20 protein-coding genes and 2 pseudogenes are annotated in these 18,083 nt (G+C 36.0%); 1 reads left to right on the top strand and 21 read right to left on the bottom strand.

The features are described from left to right. Nucleotides 1-298: 298 nt before the first annotated feature. The 10 genes from ABLO99_RS05185 to ABLO99_RS05135 form a co-directional block, all read right to left on the bottom strand. Nucleotides 299-1,768: a recombinase family protein gene (locus ABLO99_RS05185; protein WP_349967052.1), complete on the bottom strand. Its 1,470-nt coding sequence runs from the start codon at nt 1,766-1,768 to the stop codon at nt 299-301. Beyond that, nucleotides 1,761-2,201: a DUF2924 domain-containing protein gene (locus ABLO99_RS05180; protein WP_349967049.1), complete on the bottom strand. Its 441-nt coding sequence runs from the start codon at nt 2,199-2,201 to the stop codon at nt 1,761-1,763. Before ABLO99_RS05180 ends, ABLO99_RS05185 begins: the two co-directional genes overlap by 8 nt. Nucleotides 2,202-2,205: 4 nt before the next feature. Beyond that, nucleotides 2,206-2,661, bottom strand: a complete 456-nt coding sequence (locus tag ABLO99_RS05175) for an ankyrin repeat domain-containing protein (RefSeq protein WP_349967048.1) — start codon at nt 2,659-2,661, stop codon at nt 2,206-2,208. 25 nt (nt 2,662-2,686) lie between these two features. Further along, nucleotides 2,687-3,406 (bottom strand): ankyrin repeat domain-containing protein, encoded by a 720-nt coding sequence (locus tag ABLO99_RS05170; RefSeq protein ID WP_349967046.1) that lies wholly within the window; start codon nt 3,404-3,406, stop codon nt 2,687-2,689. 167 nt (nt 3,407-3,573) lie between these two features. After that, nucleotides 3,574-4,734: a phage tail protein gene (locus ABLO99_RS05165; protein WP_349967044.1), complete on the bottom strand. Its 1,161-nt coding sequence runs from the start codon at nt 4,732-4,734 to the stop codon at nt 3,574-3,576. 278 nt (nt 4,735-5,012) lie between these two features. Beyond that, the gene (locus tag ABLO99_RS05155; RefSeq protein WP_349967041.1) at nt 5,013-5,804 is read right to left on the bottom strand and encodes a baseplate J/gp47 family protein; all 792 of its coding nucleotides are present in this window, start codon (nt 5,802-5,804) and stop codon (nt 5,013-5,015) included. A 2-nt stretch (nt 5,805-5,806) separates the two neighbouring features. Next, nucleotides 5,807-6,142 carry a GPW/gp25 family protein gene (locus tag ABLO99_RS05150; RefSeq protein WP_349967039.1) on the bottom strand — a complete coding sequence of 112 codons (336 nt, stop codon included), beginning with the start codon at nt 6,140-6,142 and terminating at the stop codon, nt 5,807-5,809. Nucleotides 6,143-6,144: 2 nt separating this feature from the next. Then, complete coding sequence (locus ABLO99_RS05145; protein WP_349967037.1) at nt 6,145-6,393, bottom strand: PAAR domain-containing protein; 249 nt, start codon at nt 6,391-6,393, stop codon at nt 6,145-6,147. Between the two features lie 7 nt (nt 6,394-6,400). After that, nucleotides 6,401-6,865, bottom strand: a complete 465-nt coding sequence (locus tag ABLO99_RS05140; protein WP_349967036.1) for a phage baseplate assembly protein V — start codon at nt 6,863-6,865, stop codon at nt 6,401-6,403. Continuing rightward, nucleotides 6,852-7,325 (bottom strand): hypothetical protein, encoded by a 474-nt coding sequence (locus tag ABLO99_RS05135; RefSeq protein WP_349968462.1) that lies wholly within the window; start codon nt 7,323-7,325, stop codon nt 6,852-6,854. The genes ABLO99_RS05140 and ABLO99_RS05135 overlap by 14 nt, the downstream gene beginning before the upstream one ends. Before the next feature lie 170 nt (nt 7,326-7,495). On the opposite strand from ABLO99_RS05135, the gene ABLO99_RS05130 reads away from it, so the two are divergent. Next, nucleotides 7,496-8,443 (top strand): IS110 family transposase, encoded by a 948-nt coding sequence (locus ABLO99_RS05130; protein WP_349967034.1) that lies wholly within the window; start codon nt 7,496-7,498, stop codon nt 8,441-8,443. Between the two features lie 251 nt (nt 8,444-8,694). On the opposite strand, the gene ABLO99_RS05125 is transcribed toward ABLO99_RS05130, so the two are convergent. The 11 genes and pseudogenes from ABLO99_RS05125 to ABLO99_RS05075 all read right to left on the bottom strand — a co-directional run bounded on the left by ABLO99_RS05125 (nt 8,695) and on the right by ABLO99_RS05075 (nt 18,065). Further along, nucleotides 8,695-9,177 (bottom strand): phage tail protein, encoded by a 483-nt coding sequence (locus ABLO99_RS05125; RefSeq protein ID WP_410543684.1) that lies wholly within the window; start codon nt 9,175-9,177, stop codon nt 8,695-8,697. 19 nt (nt 9,178-9,196) lie between these two features. Continuing rightward, nucleotides 9,197-9,508 carry a hypothetical protein gene (locus ABLO99_RS05120; protein WP_264377060.1) on the bottom strand — a complete coding sequence of 104 codons (312 nt, stop codon included), beginning with the start codon at nt 9,506-9,508 and terminating at the stop codon, nt 9,197-9,199. Next, a pseudogene (locus ABLO99_RS05115) lies at nt 9,508-10,504 on the bottom strand (major capsid protein). Before ABLO99_RS05115 ends, ABLO99_RS05120 begins: the two are co-directional and overlap by 1 nt. Nucleotides 10,505-10,537: 33 nt before the next feature. Further along, the gene (locus ABLO99_RS05110; RefSeq protein WP_349967030.1) at nt 10,538-10,897 is read right to left on the bottom strand and encodes a head decoration protein; all 360 of its coding nucleotides are present in this window, start codon (nt 10,895-10,897) and stop codon (nt 10,538-10,540) included. 67 nt (nt 10,898-10,964) lie between these two features. Beyond that, entirely contained in the window at nt 10,965-11,978 is a 1,014-nt protein-coding gene (locus ABLO99_RS05105) for a S49 family peptidase (RefSeq protein ID WP_349967027.1), read from the bottom strand. Nucleotides 11,979-12,001: 23 nt separating this feature from the next. Beyond that, the gene (locus tag ABLO99_RS05100) at nt 12,002-13,399 is read right to left on the bottom strand and encodes a phage portal protein (protein WP_349967025.1); all 1,398 of its coding nucleotides are present in this window, start codon (nt 13,397-13,399) and stop codon (nt 12,002-12,004) included. After that, complete coding sequence (locus ABLO99_RS05095; protein WP_349967023.1) at nt 13,396-14,100, bottom strand: glycoside hydrolase family 25 protein; 705 nt, start codon at nt 14,098-14,100, stop codon at nt 13,396-13,398. Before ABLO99_RS05095 ends, ABLO99_RS05100 begins: the two co-directional genes overlap by 4 nt. After that, nucleotides 14,097-14,321: a gpW family head-tail joining protein gene (locus ABLO99_RS05090; protein ID WP_349967022.1), complete on the bottom strand. Its 225-nt coding sequence runs from the start codon at nt 14,319-14,321 to the stop codon at nt 14,097-14,099. Before ABLO99_RS05090 ends, ABLO99_RS05095 begins: the two co-directional genes overlap by 4 nt. Further along, nucleotides 14,311-16,114: pseudogene (locus tag ABLO99_RS05085) on the bottom strand (phage terminase large subunit family protein). Before ABLO99_RS05085 ends, ABLO99_RS05090 begins: the two are co-directional and overlap by 11 nt. Then, nucleotides 16,111-17,583, bottom strand: a complete 1,473-nt coding sequence (locus ABLO99_RS05080; protein ID WP_349967021.1) for an ankyrin repeat domain-containing protein — start codon at nt 17,581-17,583, stop codon at nt 16,111-16,113. The pseudogene ABLO99_RS05085 and the gene ABLO99_RS05080 overlap by 4 nt, the downstream one beginning before the upstream one ends. 2 nt (nt 17,584-17,585) lie before the next feature. Continuing rightward, entirely contained in the window at nt 17,586-18,065 is a 480-nt protein-coding gene (locus ABLO99_RS05075; protein ID WP_349968482.1) for a hypothetical protein, read from the bottom strand. Between the last annotated feature and the right edge of the window lie 18 nt (nt 18,066-18,083).

Below are 18,083 nucleotides of genomic sequence, written 5' to 3'. Positions count from 1 at the left end.
TTTTATGGGTTGGTGGTTTATTAGCAGTATCGATATTAACTTACCCGATCAAACTGATAGTTAATTTTTGTAAATAACATATTTCTCGTACTTAACTGTTCCATACAAGTCAAATTGAGAGAAAGTAGTATCTGTATGAAGAAAGATAGTGTAAGTTAATGGCTTAAAGATTATTCTAAAAAAGTTATCTTCTTTTGTTTCTTTTTAAATTTACTTGACGTGCATGGCTTGCAAATAGGTCAAAATGGCTATTTCAATTTGTAACTACCTTGCTCTCCACCCTTCAAACGAATGACATCTATAAGATGCTAAACTTCTTTAATTGCTCACTCCATAACATTGGTATTTGCCTCAAGTCAGCTAGCCTCAAATCTCTTGGTTGCCTCCCATTTACTATGTCCTCTTTAATTTTTGGTGCTAAATAGTTCAACCTCAAGATTTGCTGTATACGTCTTGTACCTATGTTTATTTTCTTACTCAGCTCTTTTATATTTGCATATTCTCCTTCCTCTAGCTGACGTTTCCACAAATGAGCTCTTACCACTGCTTTCAGTAGTACATTATTTGTTTTACCTTCTGGCTCTACTACTGTGCATTTATTTCCCTTCTTCTTTGTTGGTATAAATTTTTCCTCTGATTCAAAATGCACCTCTATTCCATCTTCTCTTACCATTACTCCCTTTATTAACTTTTTCACTACTTCTTTCTGCTTTCCAAAACTTAGATTTCTCCACTCTTCTTCCCATTTTTCATATAGCTGTTCAGCTTTCTTCATCACTTCTTTTTCCACTTCTCCAGCAATTATTGTTCTGTTCACTGATCCACAATCCTTCCCCCTTAAATGGTTATTGCACACATAATATCGGTACCTTTTATTTTCCTTTTTCGCATAGGTCAACGTCATATTTACATCACAGCTCTTGCACTTTATTATCCCCTTTAGTAGCGCTTCCTCATATTTTGCTTTTCTATATGGCTGATTCTTTATTAATTCTTGCGCTTTTTGCCATTTTTCTTCTTCTATTATTGCTTCATGTTTTCCCTCATATTGCTTCTCATAATGCTTGATTTTTCCCATATATATTGGATTTGTTATTATTCTCCTTACCGTCGCTTTTTTAAAGATATCTGATTTTGTTCGGTATCCTTCTCTGTTTAACTCTCTTGCCAACTCTGCCATTGACTTCAGCTCCAAATATCTTTCAAATATATGCTTTACTGTTTTTGCTTCTTTCTCATTTATTATTAATTCTTTATCTTTTACATCATATCCAAGCGGCAAAATTCCCCCCATCCATAGACCCTCTTCCTTCGATGTTGCTATTTTATTTTTTACCCTTTCTACGATCATTTCTCTTTCTAGTTGTGCTGCTCCTGACAATACCGTTTGTACAAATTTTCCCATTGGCGTATTATTGTCAAATATCTGCGTTACTGCTACAAAATTTACTCTATGTCTTCTAAAAAATGATGTTACTTCGATGCTGTCTTTTGTTTCTCTTGATAGTCTGTCTAGTGTGTACACTACTACACAATCTACCTCTCCTTTTTTTACATCTTCAAACAATTCCTTTATTGCTGGTCTTTCTAAGTTTTTTCCCGAGAAACCTCCATCGTCGTACCTTTTGGCCAATGCTACCCAGCCTTCTTTGCTCTTTATGTACTTCTCACATGCTACTCGTTGCGCATCTAAACTGTTAAACTTCTGCTCTAGACCGTCTTCATTTGACTTTCTCGTATATATTCCACATCTTATCCCTTTACACATTTTCCCTTCCCTTTTGATCACGCAAACCAAATAGGAGCGGCCCATTGTAACTCATTCCCATTATTTTTCCGGCTACTGCTGATAATGATGTGAAAAATTCTTCTCTGTAGATTAAACCCTTATCTGTTACCATTACTGCGTGAGTCTCTTCCCCTCTCTCTAATATTAGCTCTGTTCCCTCTACTGGCAGTTTATCGCTACTTATTCTTTTTCCCTTCTCTAGCCGATCTGCCAGATACTCTAGTCTTTTTGTCCCCTTTCTTGACATTTCTCCATACGCTTTTTCCTGCATTCTATAAGCTAATCTCGGTATCAGATATTTCTTTGAGTATCTAGGCGCTTCTTCCCCAAATACCTTCTTCCATATTTTTCTCAGTTCATCCAAAGGTTTTCTCTCTAAATTCATTACTTTCTTTTCTGTTTCTTTCTCCATATTTTTAGCCCTTCATAAATAACTTTTCAATTCTGTCTGTTTCTTTCTTTAATACCTCGGTTACTTCTTTACTATAATCCATTGCTGTCATTCCAAATTTATCTGCTTGCTCTATTTCTCCTCCAGCTTTCACTAGCTCCTCCACTATTTCTTTTTCACCTACCATGCACGCAAGGTGTAGAGGTATGCATTTATTTCCATATTCCTCAGCATTTACGTCTGCTCCTGATTTTATCAATTCCCTCACGATTTCTAGACGTTTTTCCGTTACCGCTAGGTGCAGTGCTGTATATCCTTCTACATCTTTAGCATTCACATTCGCTCCTTTTTCGACTAATAACTCCACTGTTTTTACCTCTACTGCATAATGTAGAGCTGTTCTTCCTTTTTCGTCTCTTGCATAAATATTTTTAAATGAGTTCTCTAATAGAGATTTCTCTTTCTTACCAAGCTTTATCATAATCTACCCCTACCTTTCTTTAAACCTAAGCCTTCCTTTTCACCACCTCATCTATCATCTCATTTACTTGGCTCATTATCTTGCTTGCTAAATTTTGACATTCCTCCTTTATTAGTGATTTGTCTCTTTTCCTTATTTCTCCTATCTCTATTATTTTTAGCTCCGGCATGTAGCTTCCATTCAACATGTCTGCTATTTCTCCCACTAGCCCCTCTATTCCATAGCAGGTCAGTTCTCTACTTTTTGTTATTCCACCTTTTTCTCTCAAAAATTTGCTTGCCTTTTCACTTTCTTTGCTATCACACAGAGAATACTTTTCACTTTCCCAGATATAGTACATTGGTGTTGCACCATATTTATTCAGTTGATTAACCTCAGCTCCTGCTTTTACTAGCTCCTTTATTATTTCAACTCCTGCTCCTCCCATCTTGCACGCAGAGTGGAGTGGCGTACATCCAGTGACATATTGAGTGGCATTTACTTCTGCTCCCGACCTTAGCAGTACTTTTACATTTTCTAAACTTTTTGCGAATACTGCACAGTGCAGAGGTGTATAACCATTTTTATCTCTTGCATTTACCTCTGCTCCTTTCTTTATTAAGAACCTCACTGTTTTGTAATTGGAGATTTCTACTGCTTGGTGTAATATCGTCTCTCCTTCTTCATTTCTTTTATTAATATCCTTACTTGATACTTCTTTACAAAACTTACTAAAAGATTCTCTCTTTTCTTTGCTAAACTTCATACTTACCTCACAAAATTAGCTTTTCTAGCGCCAGATAAATTTCTTATATTTACCTGCTGCTATTCAAGTCATGTCCTTTTTAGCATGAGAAAGCAAGTCTTTTTCTTTTTATTTCATACACTTTAACCTATTATTAATATAATATATGAGGGTCTAAATATAAGTACTTAACTTATTATAGATATTACTTGACTATTTTTCCAACTTCTGTGCAAATGTCGATGTTCGTGCCACTTCAGTACTCCTGGATAAAATACTAAAATGTGCTTTTCTAATTCGTGTATTGAGTCTTTTTGCTCTAAATCATTTTTATAGTAAACGTTGTGTTCTGCTAAAACATATTTTCTGACCTTCTGATCTGTATAATTTTCTACTTTATAGTTGTGAGTAACGCTAAACCTTTCTAAAATTGGCTTGTGTTTTAAACTCCAATGTTGCCCTGAAAGTTTATCGTTTCCCAATACAAATTTATTCCCTCTTTCCTCTATACTACCAACTGGAAAACATGTGTTTATTTCTCCTAAATTCCAACTATCCGATAATACTATCTGCGCTTTTGCAAATTTAATCGATGGTAATAAACTCTGTGGTAATGGATATAGTGCTTTTAAGTTGTACCACTGATGACTTCTTTCATAGATACCTTTGTAATCCTTTGTGTGAGGCTCTGTTTCTCCAAGTACTGCTACATCTAATCGATATATGTCATTACTAAATGCTTGCTCATAATGCTCTCTTAAATAGTTGTCTACAATCTCTACTAACGGACCTCTAGAACTGAAAAAATTTATTCTTCCAAACGATAACACTGGCCCATTTTTTTCAACTTTTATACCAGAGTAGTCTGATAACAAACTTCCAAATAAACTTTCATCTAAAATAAACCTATAAACGTTATAGTGATCATTGAAAATCCTCATTAGTCGAGATCTTGCTGGTAACGATAGTTTTGCAAGTTCTACTACTGCATCCACAAAAAAGTCATTTGGAACATCTTTTATTCCTATTTGCAACTCGAAAAAATGTTTACCAGGTGGTTCTTCGATAATTGTAATATCTTCTATATTTGCCCATTTTAGTGCTATTTTTAGTGATGCTGGAGTTCCTCTCAGTCTTTGAAATTTTACTCCTTCTACTATGGCTTTTCTTCTATCTTTTACCCAGCGCAGTATTTCTTCTAAACCATATTCTTCTATTATCCACGGCAATGTTTCTTCTTTAAGATTAAACTTAAATCCTTTGATACAGCTTGGATCAACCTTATAATCTATTGCATCAACCAGTGCTTGCTCTTGCTTTGTTGCGTTTGGCAGTAATAAACTTTTCATTTGTCTTTTCTTTCAAGTTGCTTTAATTTCCTTTATTTAGGTAGCTTATGAGTGAGCAAGAGATCATTGCAGAACTGATAAAAAACAAAAATATTCTCGGTATTAAAAATACTTTCTTTGATATTTGACTATATTGTTAATACCTTAAAAAATAAGTTGCAACAGCTAGGAGAAGGAGAGTCTTTTCGTCTGCATAACATTGGTCATTTTTATCCAGTAAACCTTAAACCACTTATTGCACGTAATCCTCTCACTGGCACAAAGCAAAAAAATACGTTTTAAATCCTATCTAACTTGACGTAGCTAAGCACCGCACACTCATTCCCCAGTACCACAACATCCTCTTTTGGTTCTATTAATTCTACATTCTCTACACCCTCTACAAATAGATTTGCTATTATCCAAGATCTTGTTACACTCCACCCTAATCTTTTTGCTAATTCAAATTTCTTAATAAACTGCTTCTTGATTTCTTCCTCTGATATTACAGGACTTATGCTCATTCTGCTGTGAATATCTATTTCCGTAATATTGCAACCAATTACTGTTACTGTATCGGTTAAAACCCTTATATCATCTCTAGTAACCTGCTTTTTTACAATTTCAAGTAGTTCTTCTGACACTATGCCAGTTGTGGATAATTGTGTTGATAAAATCGAGATCTGTACTTTTCCTGGTATAGGTGATTCTACTAACGCATCTTTTACTCTACTATCTGCTGACAGTGCATGATAACGATAATTTCCTCCTGTACTCCAGCCTTTTACTTTTGCTTTTACCCTCTTTCTAAATCGTTCATCATTTTCCTCTTTTTGTCTCTCTACTCCATAAAATTCAGCTAAATTATCAAGATCTTCTCCTACTGCAAATTTCAGTAAATTACCCTTTACAGCTTCGTTTATTCTTTCTCTGAGCAAAAGTTCTCGCCATGCTGCTACCTCCAGAATCTTTATCGCTGGGTCACTTTCAACTAATGCTGTAAAACTTGCGTCACGCTTCACCAATTCTTCCCTCATCCGAGACAGAATTTCTTCGAAGTTCAGTGGCTCAATAATGTTAGTCTGCTGCATCTTTATATTACAACCCCATCAAAGCGAATGTTTTTCCCACTTGGTACGTATAATCCTTCTAGGTCAAGCGTTACTTTTCCTTCTTTTACTTCTGTAATTTTTACTTTTTCTAACTTAAATCTCTTTTCCCATTTTTCCAAAGCTTCTGCAGTTGCTGCGTAAATTTCTAGTGTTAAATCTCTACTGATTGGTTTATCTACTAATTCAAATAGCCTAGACCCGTAATCTCTCCTCATTATTCTACTGTTAATAGGAGTGGTTAATATATCAATTATTGATTGTTTCAGATGTCCTATTCCTTCTAATTCCTTACCTGTTTCTTTATTCATTCCTTTCACTCTTAGCCTGCAAACGTACTATTGCTACCACTGATCACCTTGGAACCACAAGAAACCATATCACCAACTCTTCCCACTCCAAACCCATTGGCAAAAACTGTTTTTGATCCTTCAATTAATACTCTTCCTTCTGTAAAATTATCTCCTTTACGGCAAACTGGCTTACCATTGACAAAAACATTGTTACTGCCACTAATACAAAAATGCGGTATAGCTTCTCCGCACTGATTTCCTAGATGTACTATCTTCACCTTTTCCTCAATTTAGATTTATTCTTTTCGCTTTTAGGCTTATTTCGCTCTTTGTCATTTCTATACTCGATTCCCCAGCCTTCAGTGTTATTTTGTCTACTACTTCAATCTCTAAATGATGCTTCTCTTTATCATATGTAAACTTTGTCCCATCTTGAAATTTTACACTATTTATTTCTTTTTTATTTTCTAGTGCAGCGTACTTTTGTTGATATATTCCAGGAAGTACTACTCCTAAAGATAATTCTCCCAGCGGGGAAAGTATAACTACTTGCTCATCAATATCTGGCGGAGACCAATTTCTATCTTTTCCTGCTTTGCTTGTTATCCATGGCAACCAATCTGTTAAAAGTTCTCCTATCTTCACTCTTACTTTTGCTTTCTCATAATCTACTTCTTTTACAACTCCTATTCGTACAATGTTTGCTAACTTTCTTTGCAGCTCTGAAATAGCAAAATTACTCTCTAACATTTATTTCACCGATTTCTATTTTGTGTGGCATAAATTTTCCTTCTTTCCAAATAGATCGCCCTACGTGTATTGTATGCACCCATTCAACCATCCACACTAAATATGCATCGAGCTCTGGTCTAAAGTCATCTCCTCCTCCTGATATAAATTCTCCCGGTGAAACATTTTTCACGTTCCAAGTATTTTTATTTACTACTTTCGCAACCTCAGCAGCTAATGTTCTGACAATAAGAGGAGCATTTTCGATTGTTCTATCAACTACTATTCTAGCTTCAAATCTTGCTTTCAGAGCTAATTCTTCAGTTCCAGGATCTTTTCCCGATTCTAAACTCACAAGCTCTACAAATAACGCTGGCGCTAATAATTCTTTTCTTATCGATGGATAAATTTCACATGTCTGTATAGACGGTTGTAAGTTGGAAATATGATATAAAAGAAGCAAGAAGGAAGGTAGCTCTATAAAAAAATATAGTTATCAAAGGCTTGAGCGACCGTAAGACGGTAGTATTACACATACGTAGATATCAAGGTACTCAAGCCTATCCTTCGAGACGTTTGAATAGTTGTTTGGGACATACATATGCACCTGTTTACAATCTTAAATTTTAACTTAAACTCTCGAGGTTCTTTATGGTTATATCTTATCAAAATTTTATTGGCATTGATATCGGAAAACTTGAATTTGTCATTGCAGTGAATGAACAAAAAAGTGTTATCAAGTTTGACAATAGTTGTTCTGGCTGGAAACAATTTTACCAAAAATTTTCAAATATCTTACCCAATTCCATGATAATTTTAGAAGCTACAGGAGGCTATGAGCTTGGCTTATTGTATTTTCTTATTGACAGAAACATTGCTGTGCATCGTGCTAATACTCGTCAAGTTAAAAACTTCATTCTATCTCATGGAACTTTGGCAAAGACTGACAATCTGGATGCAAAAGCGCTTGCCCAATATGGTGTTGAGCGTTGTGGACGTCTGCAGCTATTTACACCTATCTCAAAAGAACAAACCACCTTATTTACACTTTGTCAGCGTCGTGATGATATTACGAAAATGCTTGTTCAAGAAAAAAATAGGCTTAAAACTCCTGGAAATGATTACATTAAGGAAAGTTGTCAACAAACTATTGAATTCCTCAATAATCAGGTAGAAAAGCTTGATCAAGCTATACAAAAAATAGTCAATGAAAACCCTGAACTGAACCGATACCAGAAGATTCTTGAAACAGCTCCTGGAATAGGTAGAAAAACCTCTCAATGTTTATTGTGCCTTATACCGGAACTTGGTTCCTTAAACAAAAGGCAAGTTGCAAGCCTTGCAGGTGTTGCACCTCATCCTAAGGAAAGTGGTAAAGCTATTGGTTACCGAAGGATTATAGGTGGAAGAAGTAACGTTCGTTCAAAGCTTTTCACAGCTGCTATGGCTGCTAGAAACTCCAAGTCAGAACTTGCTGCTTTTTATTGTAAGCTTATTGATAGTGGTAAAAGAAAGATGGTAGCACTCACTGCACTTATGCGTAAAATTATAGTCATCGCCAATGCCAGACTTAAAGAAGCAATTAATTTGCATGTTTAGAAATTTACATGGCAATAATTAAAATTAGTTAATGAATATGTGCGTCCACACACACACTAAACGCACATATTCATTGGCTTAAGCAAGGTAGTAGCTGTTTGATATAAAATTCTATTCTTATACGACAAAATGGGGTTTTATTGCCCATATGAAGTTGCAAAATTACACAAATAAAAAATTTTTAAACATAGTTGATATTTCTTCCTTCAGTGTGCTGCAAATTGCTTGATGTAAATCTGTCCAGAACTTTGTCATATCTTTAAAATATAGTTTAGCTCATGCTTAAAGTATTTCTCAAACTCTCTCTCACTCTCATAATTAACAAGGTCTTTTATTATTCTTGAGCCTTCAGGTTCCAGTGGTAGCTTTACTTCTTGTATTGGCAATGCTGCTCTTCCTTCACGTTTAAACATACCGCTATTTCCTTTTTGCATAACTGCTGCAAATCCTCCTATAAACTCATGCTTTCCTACTTTTGATCCTCTTCTTGTTTTTTGTGTTTTTCCAATTGCCGATGCTCTAATGTCATAGAGATTTGCTCTAATTAACACTTCTAATCTGCTTGTTTTTGCTTTAAAAATTCTTAATCTCTTTCTTATCAAACTTTTCTTTTCCTCACTGATTTCCTTAGCTGCTTGCGCTTTTAACCATAGTGCTGTTCTATTTAGTGCTTTTATAGCTGCCAGTTTTACTTTCTGCTCTTTTCTGTCAATATTGGAGATTATTTCATTAATATTGTTACTAACTTTAATATTAAACACTTTCTATTGCCTCAATTTTCCATACTTCACCCGAAGAATCTTTTAACGGTGGTTCAAAAATCTTATAGAATCTTTTTTCAATCTTGATATAATCACCTATGCTAAAGGAAGTAACGTCCTTACTGCGTATCTCTATTGAGGCAATTTGCTGAGTTAATGCTCCATCTGCACCTAGAGAGTACGTAGTCTCAGGACGTTTTATTAGCACTTTTATTTTACGAATACTCTCCTTATTTTTATTACAATATATGGCTTCCACTCCTAAATGCTCAAAACAATCTTCCAATAATTTTCCTATATTCATCAACTAGAACTAATTTTTACCAAAACTGCCGGACGATGGCACATTGGCAATGGATTCGACTGCGTATGTAAATCAGTTCCTCTATCAAATCTCCTTGGCTCTTGTTTTGCATATAGTGGCTGTCCAAGAGTATTTACTGTCTCATTAAAGTCTGCTGGTGCAAAATATGTTGTAAATGTACTTGCTGTTCCTACTGGAAAACAGTGCCCTGTATCTCTTTCTATAAACCTTCTCGCGGTTCCTTCAGGATCAGTTGCTTGTCCTCTATATTCCTCAAACATTATACCACAGAACGCAAATCCTGACCTCATATCATTCCTTAGCGCTGCTCCTTCTTGCCATCTTTCATATGCTTCTTTTACTTTTGCATGAGAAGTTAGTGCATCAAAAAACTCAGGGCTTACCAAGGCATGAATTCCGGTCATATATTCGCCACTTAAGTTGTCTTCAATATGTCGCAATACCTCCATACACTTACGCTTTACATCTGTTGTTGCTGTTCCAGGGGCAAAATTTACTACTTTTGGTGTAATTTCAAATTCGTTGTACAGATTTAATAATTCTGACCCATCAGCATCTAAAATTATTCCCTTCAGCGCTCCCATTCGCAAATGCTCTAATGTTATTGCATGCTTGTTTCTCATTAGCTGCAAATGATCAGTTATTACATCTGCCAGCGCTTTAAGTTCACTCTCTGATCCAAATGCCCTTATTCCTTGTACTTCCCCTGGCAGCACTACATCATCATGCGGAATGTGCGGAATCGTAAATGTTCTTACCTTTCTTTTGCCGCGTTTTCCTACTGTTGCTGGTGCCCCTGGTACTTGCGTTGGTAATAAACTTAATACTCCGTTGTGTTCTTCTATGGTAATATGTCTAAATCTTACTTGGAAACAAATTTAAATTTTCAACTCGTCCATAATTTATCGGCAATATATTCATCGCATTTGTTAGTGCCGTCATGCTAAATGCTGCGTTTGTAAATGGATTTTGCATTTCTTTCTCTCCTTTTTTTCTTATTAATTTTAGTTAAACTCCTTTGCGGATGATGATCCCTCGTGCTTCAAGTTGCTTTACTGCTGCATTTTTCTGCTCTTCATTAATATTTGCTGGCCACACAACCGCATGATCTGCTAGTATTGCACCACGAGTAATAATTACTGCTTTGGTATTTTCTGTCGCATTTACATCACTTGTTATTACACCTATTGCTCCATCTGTTGAAGTTGGATCTATTATCTTAATCATGTTATCTTTATCGAGAGCCACTACTGTACCAAGTTTAAGATTTTGTCCCTTTGCTACTGTTATCTGATCTCTTGAATATAGACTTGACACCTCATACTTTAATAGGTCACCCAGATTATTTTGTTCGCTTATACAACTCATAAATTTCTCTCCTTAACTGCTTACCGCCGCTTTTATCAATGCTATATACGGCGGTTATAAAAATACTTTAACTCCTACGACTTCTTGCTACCTGTATCATTAAATCTTCTCCTGAATTCTGTGGTATTGCACTCAGTATCTCTGTCTTTTTCGTTCTCTCTGCAAGTAATTCCATTAAAACTTCCCTGGCTTGCTCAATACTTACGCCTTGCTCTATAAATTCTCCTATTTTCTCTGGCATCTTTGATACATTACATAATCTTATTATCTCTAAAATTTCTCTACGACAGTTCTCCTCAATAGTTGTCATACTAACACTCCTACTTTTATGATTGTTGATAAATTCAAAAAATGTTGTAACTCCATCTGCAAGACCTATTTCTACTGCTTTCTCGCCAAAATGTAGCCCTGCTTCCGTTGATTTGATTGCTTCTATAGAAAGGTTTCGATTGCGTGCTATTAGCTCAACCAGCATTCCATACAAACGATTCACTTCGCTTTTCAGGTTTTCTAAACTTTCAGACGTTATTGGCTCATGCGGATTTAAATCATTTTTTCTACTTCCTGCAAATACTGTGGTATATTTTATTCCTTGCTTTTCATCAAACCCACTTTGATCTATATGACTTGCTATTACTCCTATACTTCCTACTCCTGAAGTTCTACTCACAAATACCTTTTCAGCGCTAGAGGCTATAGCGTACGCAGCAGAATATGCATCATCATTTGCTATTGCAATAATTCTCTTTTTTGCTCTTGATTCATAAATAAAATCAGCTAGGTCAAAGACACCGTTTACTTCCCCTCCTGGACTGTCTATGTCAAGTAGAATCGTCTCTATGCTTTTATCTTCTAAAGCACTCTCTATCTCTTCATGAATATTTTCATACGAAGTCATGTCTAAAATATGATCAAAAGCTTCTGTTTTTTTTGTCAAAACTCCATAAATACGTATTATTGCTATTCCTTTTGGGTTTATATGAAAATGCTTTAAATTCTTAAAGATAGGTTGTTTGCTGTTATATAATGATAGTAGTTCAAAGCTTCTTCTCTCTACCATTATTGGTTTATTTATCCACATCACCTTCCTCCCCTTATTGTATTTTATGGCACATTAACGTCACAATCGAAACAAAGTCCAAAAGAATTAGCACGCTTTTGATCTTCTGCTATTTCTTGGTCAATTTCTTCTACATCGTAACCCATTTCTGATACTACTTCTGAGCGGCTCTTGAAGCCATTTCTTACTGCCATTTGCTGTGCTTGTTGATCTTTTAAAGGATCCACCCAATCAAATCCCTGTGGTATCCATTTTACTTCTTCTTTCGCTGCTTTTACTACTTTTTCATCTATACAGAGTTCTCCAGAAAGTACTGCTAACTCTAGCCATCTATTCCAAATAGGTCTACAAAACTGGAACACTATCACGTTATGCTGTAACATTGCACACCTTCTGCGAAACTCTATCAGCCCTGCTCGAATGGATGAATAATTAACGCCGGTTAAATCTCCTGTTAGTTGCTCATATGTTATTCCTTTACCTATTGCTATTGCCCTCAGTTGCTGTCTCATATAACTTCCTCCAACATCAGATGGCTCTGAAAATTTTATGTCCTCTCCTGGGTCTAAAAGTTGCATTATTCCAGGCTCTAAACCAGATAGTGCTACTCCTTGCTCATTACTTTCACCTTCTCCTAAAATATTTGCCTCAGGATCGAGCCTTGTAATAAACCCAGCAAACATTGCTGCAGTTTTCTTTCTTACCAGCTCTGCATCATCATATTGATCAAGTTCATAAAGCTTTAGCAGTATATTAGAAAGCCATGGCTCTCCTCTAATTTGCCCAGGTCTTAAAGGTTTGTAGATATGTAAAACATCATTTGCCGGTACTCTAACTGATTCTCCAAACGAACCTTCACCTGGGTGCTCTCTAAATAAGTAATATGCTTCTCTTTGACCAAGTCGGTTAAATTCAATGCCACTACGAATAATATTGCCATTTGCAAGTGTTTGATTGCTCTTATTATCTAAATGTTCAGACTCAAGTACTTGTAATTGCAGAGGTACACATAGACCATCTTCAGGTTTTCGGATCCGCAGACGTACAAAACATTCTCCTCCCTCTATCATACTCCTACATACTAGAGCTTGTAATCCATAAAAATCACTTACTCCACTACTGTCTGCTTCATCTGTCCATTTTAGCCATAATTCTTGTACTTTCTTTCGAAATTCTCCATCTCTTGCTTTTGATTGCGATTTTATTCCTGTTCCAATAGAGTTACTTACTATTGTATCAATAATATTTGCTGCATATGGATTTTTTCTTACCATATCACGAGAGCGGCTACGCAAGTGCTCAAGGCTTTGAGAAAGCAAATTATTTATGCTTCCCGCTTCTCCTTGCCAATACATTACCCTTCTTCCTGAGCCTGCTGCATCCCAGGCTGAACTTTTGATTTTTGGCTTGCTAAATAGTTGTTTGAAATTTTTCAGCATCATACTAACCAAAATTCTCTTAATTCTTTTAATGTGCCGTTAAATTTATTTCTGTCACATTTTCCGATTCCACTTACTTCATGTGGCTCTGGACCATTTTTACCGTCGGTGTATTGCCATAAAATCCACTTATTCCAGCCTTGCGGTAAAACAGGTTGATCTCCATATCTTGCTATCCATAATGAACATTTAGTCAAAATTGGTGTGGCAAAATCTTTCAAAAAATTAGCACCTCCATACACTAAAGGTGAACGCCCTGTTTCTTCTTGAACTTTTTTAATAAAATCTTCTGCTTGTCTTGGTTCTATATTTTTTCCACTTTCGTTCTCTTCAATATCAAGAGCAACAATTGTATTTTTAGCTTTACCCACTGTATTCAAAAAGTGATTTGCTTGATCCTTTCCATCTTCCCCTACACCGAAATGATATGAACCCCATAATAGACCCAAGTCTTCAGCTTCTTTTCTTCTTTCTTTGTATTTTGAATCTATGTACTCTGTTCCTTGCGTTGCCTTATGAATTACTCCAACTATACCACTCTCTTTAGCTAACTCAAAATCCACATTTTCTTGCCAATGTGACAAATCTATTATTCCATTTACTGAACTCTCTCTATTGTCCCATAGTTTTATGAAAGTTTTTAATTGCTCTAAAAATTCAGAATATTCCTCTTTTACAACTTTTCTCAGAAAATTTTCCCTCATATAACTCCTTTATTTGTTGCAAAAATAATCTTTCGTTTAGGCTTCATTCCAGCAATCTTTAGTTCACCTTTGATGCGTTGTCTGAGGCTGAGCAAATCATTTATCTGAACTTCAGCATATCTCACCACATGGTCACCATATGCAATTGATACTACTCGCTCTCCGCTTTGCAGTTTTTGAATTGCTTTCTCAACTTGAGTTAAATACTCTTCACTGTACATTTTGATTACCAAGCCATTTACTCTGTCTTAATTTTTTGGGCTTTTTGCTTTCCATTTTTCCACTCAAACTATTCCATTTACTCTCTGGCCAACGATCAATTCCAAGTGCAATAGATGCTGCTCTCGCATAAATTCGGCAATCCAGTACTTCATTTCTTTCTCTTACCTTTTGCCACTCTTGTTTAGTGTATCCTTTTACTACCTTGCTGACTAATTGCTCTGCTGTTAGCTGTTTAAAATATTCAGGTGCATACTCCGGAAAGTGACAATATCCTGCTGGAGCTTCTTCACCTTCTTTTAAAACATTAAGTAATTGAAAAAGCTCTGACTTTAATATCGATACTCCTACTGGCCAGAGCTTTATTCCTCTTTTCAGCTTTTGCCCTCCAACTTACTCTACTTGGGCTGCTAAGTGGCACTAGGGCTTTATTTACACCTTTCACTGCCATTACTCTTCCAGAGCCTTGATGACCTCTTACCCAATTGTAAACTTCCTGTGTTGCATACCCTGCATCTACTGCCATCATGCTTATCATGTATTCAAGCCCATTTTTACCGATAAAATGATGATTTAAGAGCTCAGAGAGTTTTCCCCATACTTCTCCACCTCCTGTATCTCCTTCAAATACTCGGTAGTCTATTGACCAACTTTCACGACTTTTTCCCCATGCTACAACTTCCACCTCTAGACGATCTTTTTGGACACCTACTCCTGCTGTGAGGATTACTTCGCCTTTTGGTACTGTGCCAATCTGAAAAAATTCTCTCCTGTTAAATAATTGCTTCCAGTCTGGTACTTCTCCTTTATCTACCCAGGTTTCTCCAAGTGTGGTATTTATCCAAACTTTTAGTAATTGTTCACTTTCTTTTGCATGCATTCTACTGCTTGAGTCCAACTATACCAGCCAACTGGACTTGAAAGATGAAATCCTTTTTTCTCACCTTTTACTCTATTAGTAGGCCTCCATTCTCCACGCTCAAGCATCTCTGTTTTTTGATGATTTTCTATCTTTTTACCACATTCTATACATATATAGTGTGCTGTATTTGGATTTTTATCTTCCCATTTTATTTGTGACCACTTTAGAACTTGATAGTAATTACAATGCGGACATGGTACAAAAAAATATCTCTTATCTGTTGCTTCAAATTCTTTCTCAATTCTGCTTATTCCATGAATCGTTGGTGTTGATACTAAAAAAATCTTTCGCCGTGCAAATGTATTAGTTCGTGCAATACTGAGTAGTACTGGATCTCCTTCTCCTCCTGAATCTCCTGGATATGCATCTATCTCATCAAGAAAGAGATACTTTACTGGCATAGAGCGAAGTCCCACACTGCTATTTGCTCCAGTTATTACTACTATTCCACCTGGAAATTCCTTACTTTGTACAGTATTGCCTGAGTCTCTTGACCTTGGGTCTTTTACTTTACTTTTTAAACATGGTGTACTTTCAATCAGTGGTGCAAATCTTCCCTTTGACCAACGTTTTCCCATTTCAACTGTTGGCTGCACAACTAACATTGGACCTGGTGTTTGATCTATGATATAGCCTATCCAATTATTTCCTGCTTCTGTTCCTCCAATCTGCGCTCCTTTCATGAATACTACTTTTTCTGCTGGCGAGGATGGAGATCATGATTTCTTTAAGATATGGCGTTCTCTCTGTTCTCCATTTACCTGGCTCTGATGCTGCAGTTGGCGCTAAAACTCGATATTCATTTGCCCACTCTGATACTTTAAGCGACGAATCTGGTCTTAAACCTTCAGAAAAAGATGTGGCGTATATCATATCGCTAGCTCTTCATTATCATTAGATGATATTTCCACATCACTAAAAACAGAACTGCACTCACTTGTTTTCTCACTTTCGAGTTCAGTAAACATTTTCTTTTCAAGTGCTTCTTCCATGTACTTCTGAGTTAAATTACTCATTGTTATTGCAGCTATGAGCGCAACTATTCCCACCATTACCGCAGCTATAATGTTAGGGTAAATTCCCACTATCGCTATTGCGCATACTGTTATAGAAATACAGATGATACTATTATATTTCTTTATTTTTTTATCTGCTATTTTCCTTTCTTCCAAATATTTATTACTCAGAACGTGAAATGTTGGAAAGTTCTTCTGTCTTCCAAATAACACTATTTCCTTCTCTTTACTCAGTAGTTTTATTAATTTTGCGTTGTTCGTTATTATTGCATACTGAAAAACATCCGTGGCATCTGCTCCTCTCTTTAGCAACAACTTTACTACGCTAAAGTGACCTTGCTTTGCAGCAACATAAATTCCCGTTTTTCCACTCTCATCTACAACATCTATTTCAACTCCTTCACCTAGAATACTGTCTATTAGATCTGCATATCCTTTTCTGGCAGCTAAATGAAGCAAACTGTTTTTATCAGTTCCATATCTATTACTTACTAAAATCTTTACTATATCTAATCTATTTGCTTCTTTTGCACAACAAAATGGTGTCTTGCCATTATCGTCTTTAATCAAAGGGTCTATATCTTCTCGCGTTAGTAATACTTCTACTGTTTTAAGTCTTTCAGCATAATGTAGTGGTGTTTTATTTTCATAATCTTGTAAATTGACCCCAGCATTAGGAGCATTTATTAAGCATCTTACAATATCTAAACATAAGTCTCTTTCGTCGTAATTACTACTACTTATAGCTACGTGCAAAGAAGACAATTTCATTGCATTTCTGCCACTACCAGCTACATTGACATTTGCACCAAGATTTGAAAGCAATTTTACTACTTCTAGCTTCTTGTTATTTACTGCATAATGAATTGCTGCATGGTTTCTTGTGTCAAGAACATCTTTGTCCGCATTTCCTTCTCTAATTAAAATCTCTACTATTTCTTCATGTCCAGCTCCTGCCGCTAAGTGTAATGGTGTGTGTAGTAAAGCATTCTGTTCATTAACATTAACCCCTTTGTTGAGTAAAAACCTTACAGCATTTGCTTCATTCAACATCGCAGCTAAGTGAAGTAAGCTATCTTCCTCTGATCCGTATTTGTTATTAATTAGCGCTTGTAATATTTCTTCTCTTGCACAATCCAGGGCACTTTTACCATCATCATCAGTGATCAGTGGATTAATATTTTTCCTGTTCAGTAAGAGCGCAACCATACTAAGCTCGTTAATTTCTACTGCATAATGCAGCGGTGTCTTTCCGTTTGATCCTCTGACATTAACATCCACTCCAGGTTGATTGATGAGGCATTTTATTAATTCTAAAGCAGACATTATTAAAATTTAGCGTTAGATAATTCTTCAAGTGAGTTTGTAATCTCTTCAGTTAGCGCCATATGAATCTTTTTAGTGTCACTCAGTGATGCAAGTAGCGCTGAAACTCTATTTGGAATATTAAGCAAATTATTACGGACAACTCTTGCTACGTTAAATGCATCGCGCTTTACTTCCTCTACTGCTACAAGTTCTCCTATCTCAGCCTTAGCTTTCGCCTCAAGTAGTTTACCTCGTTCCATTTCATTTTTTATTCGAGTTTTAAGCAACATTGTGGAAAGGTTACTTGTATTTTCGTTTTCTGGATTTTTCCTCCTCAGTGGCTGACTTGGATCTCTTGTTGCTGCTACCGCTTCATTTGCTTGTTCTCGGTCGATCAAACCATCCTCCAACTTAACTATTCCTTTTTTTACTAAATAACAGACATATTGCTTTGATACTCCTATCTCTCTTGCCCATTCCGTCTGCGTGATTTTTTCCACTCTTTTCCTCCTCTCTTT

Origin of the sequence: Wolbachia endosymbiont of Armadillidium arcangelii (assembly GCF_040207875.1) — a bacterium.
GTDB lineage: Bacteria > Pseudomonadota > Alphaproteobacteria > Rickettsiales > Anaplasmataceae > Wolbachia.
The sequence above is the reverse complement of the archived record's forward strand: the minus strand, read 5'-3'. Positions and strand labels throughout refer to the sequence as shown.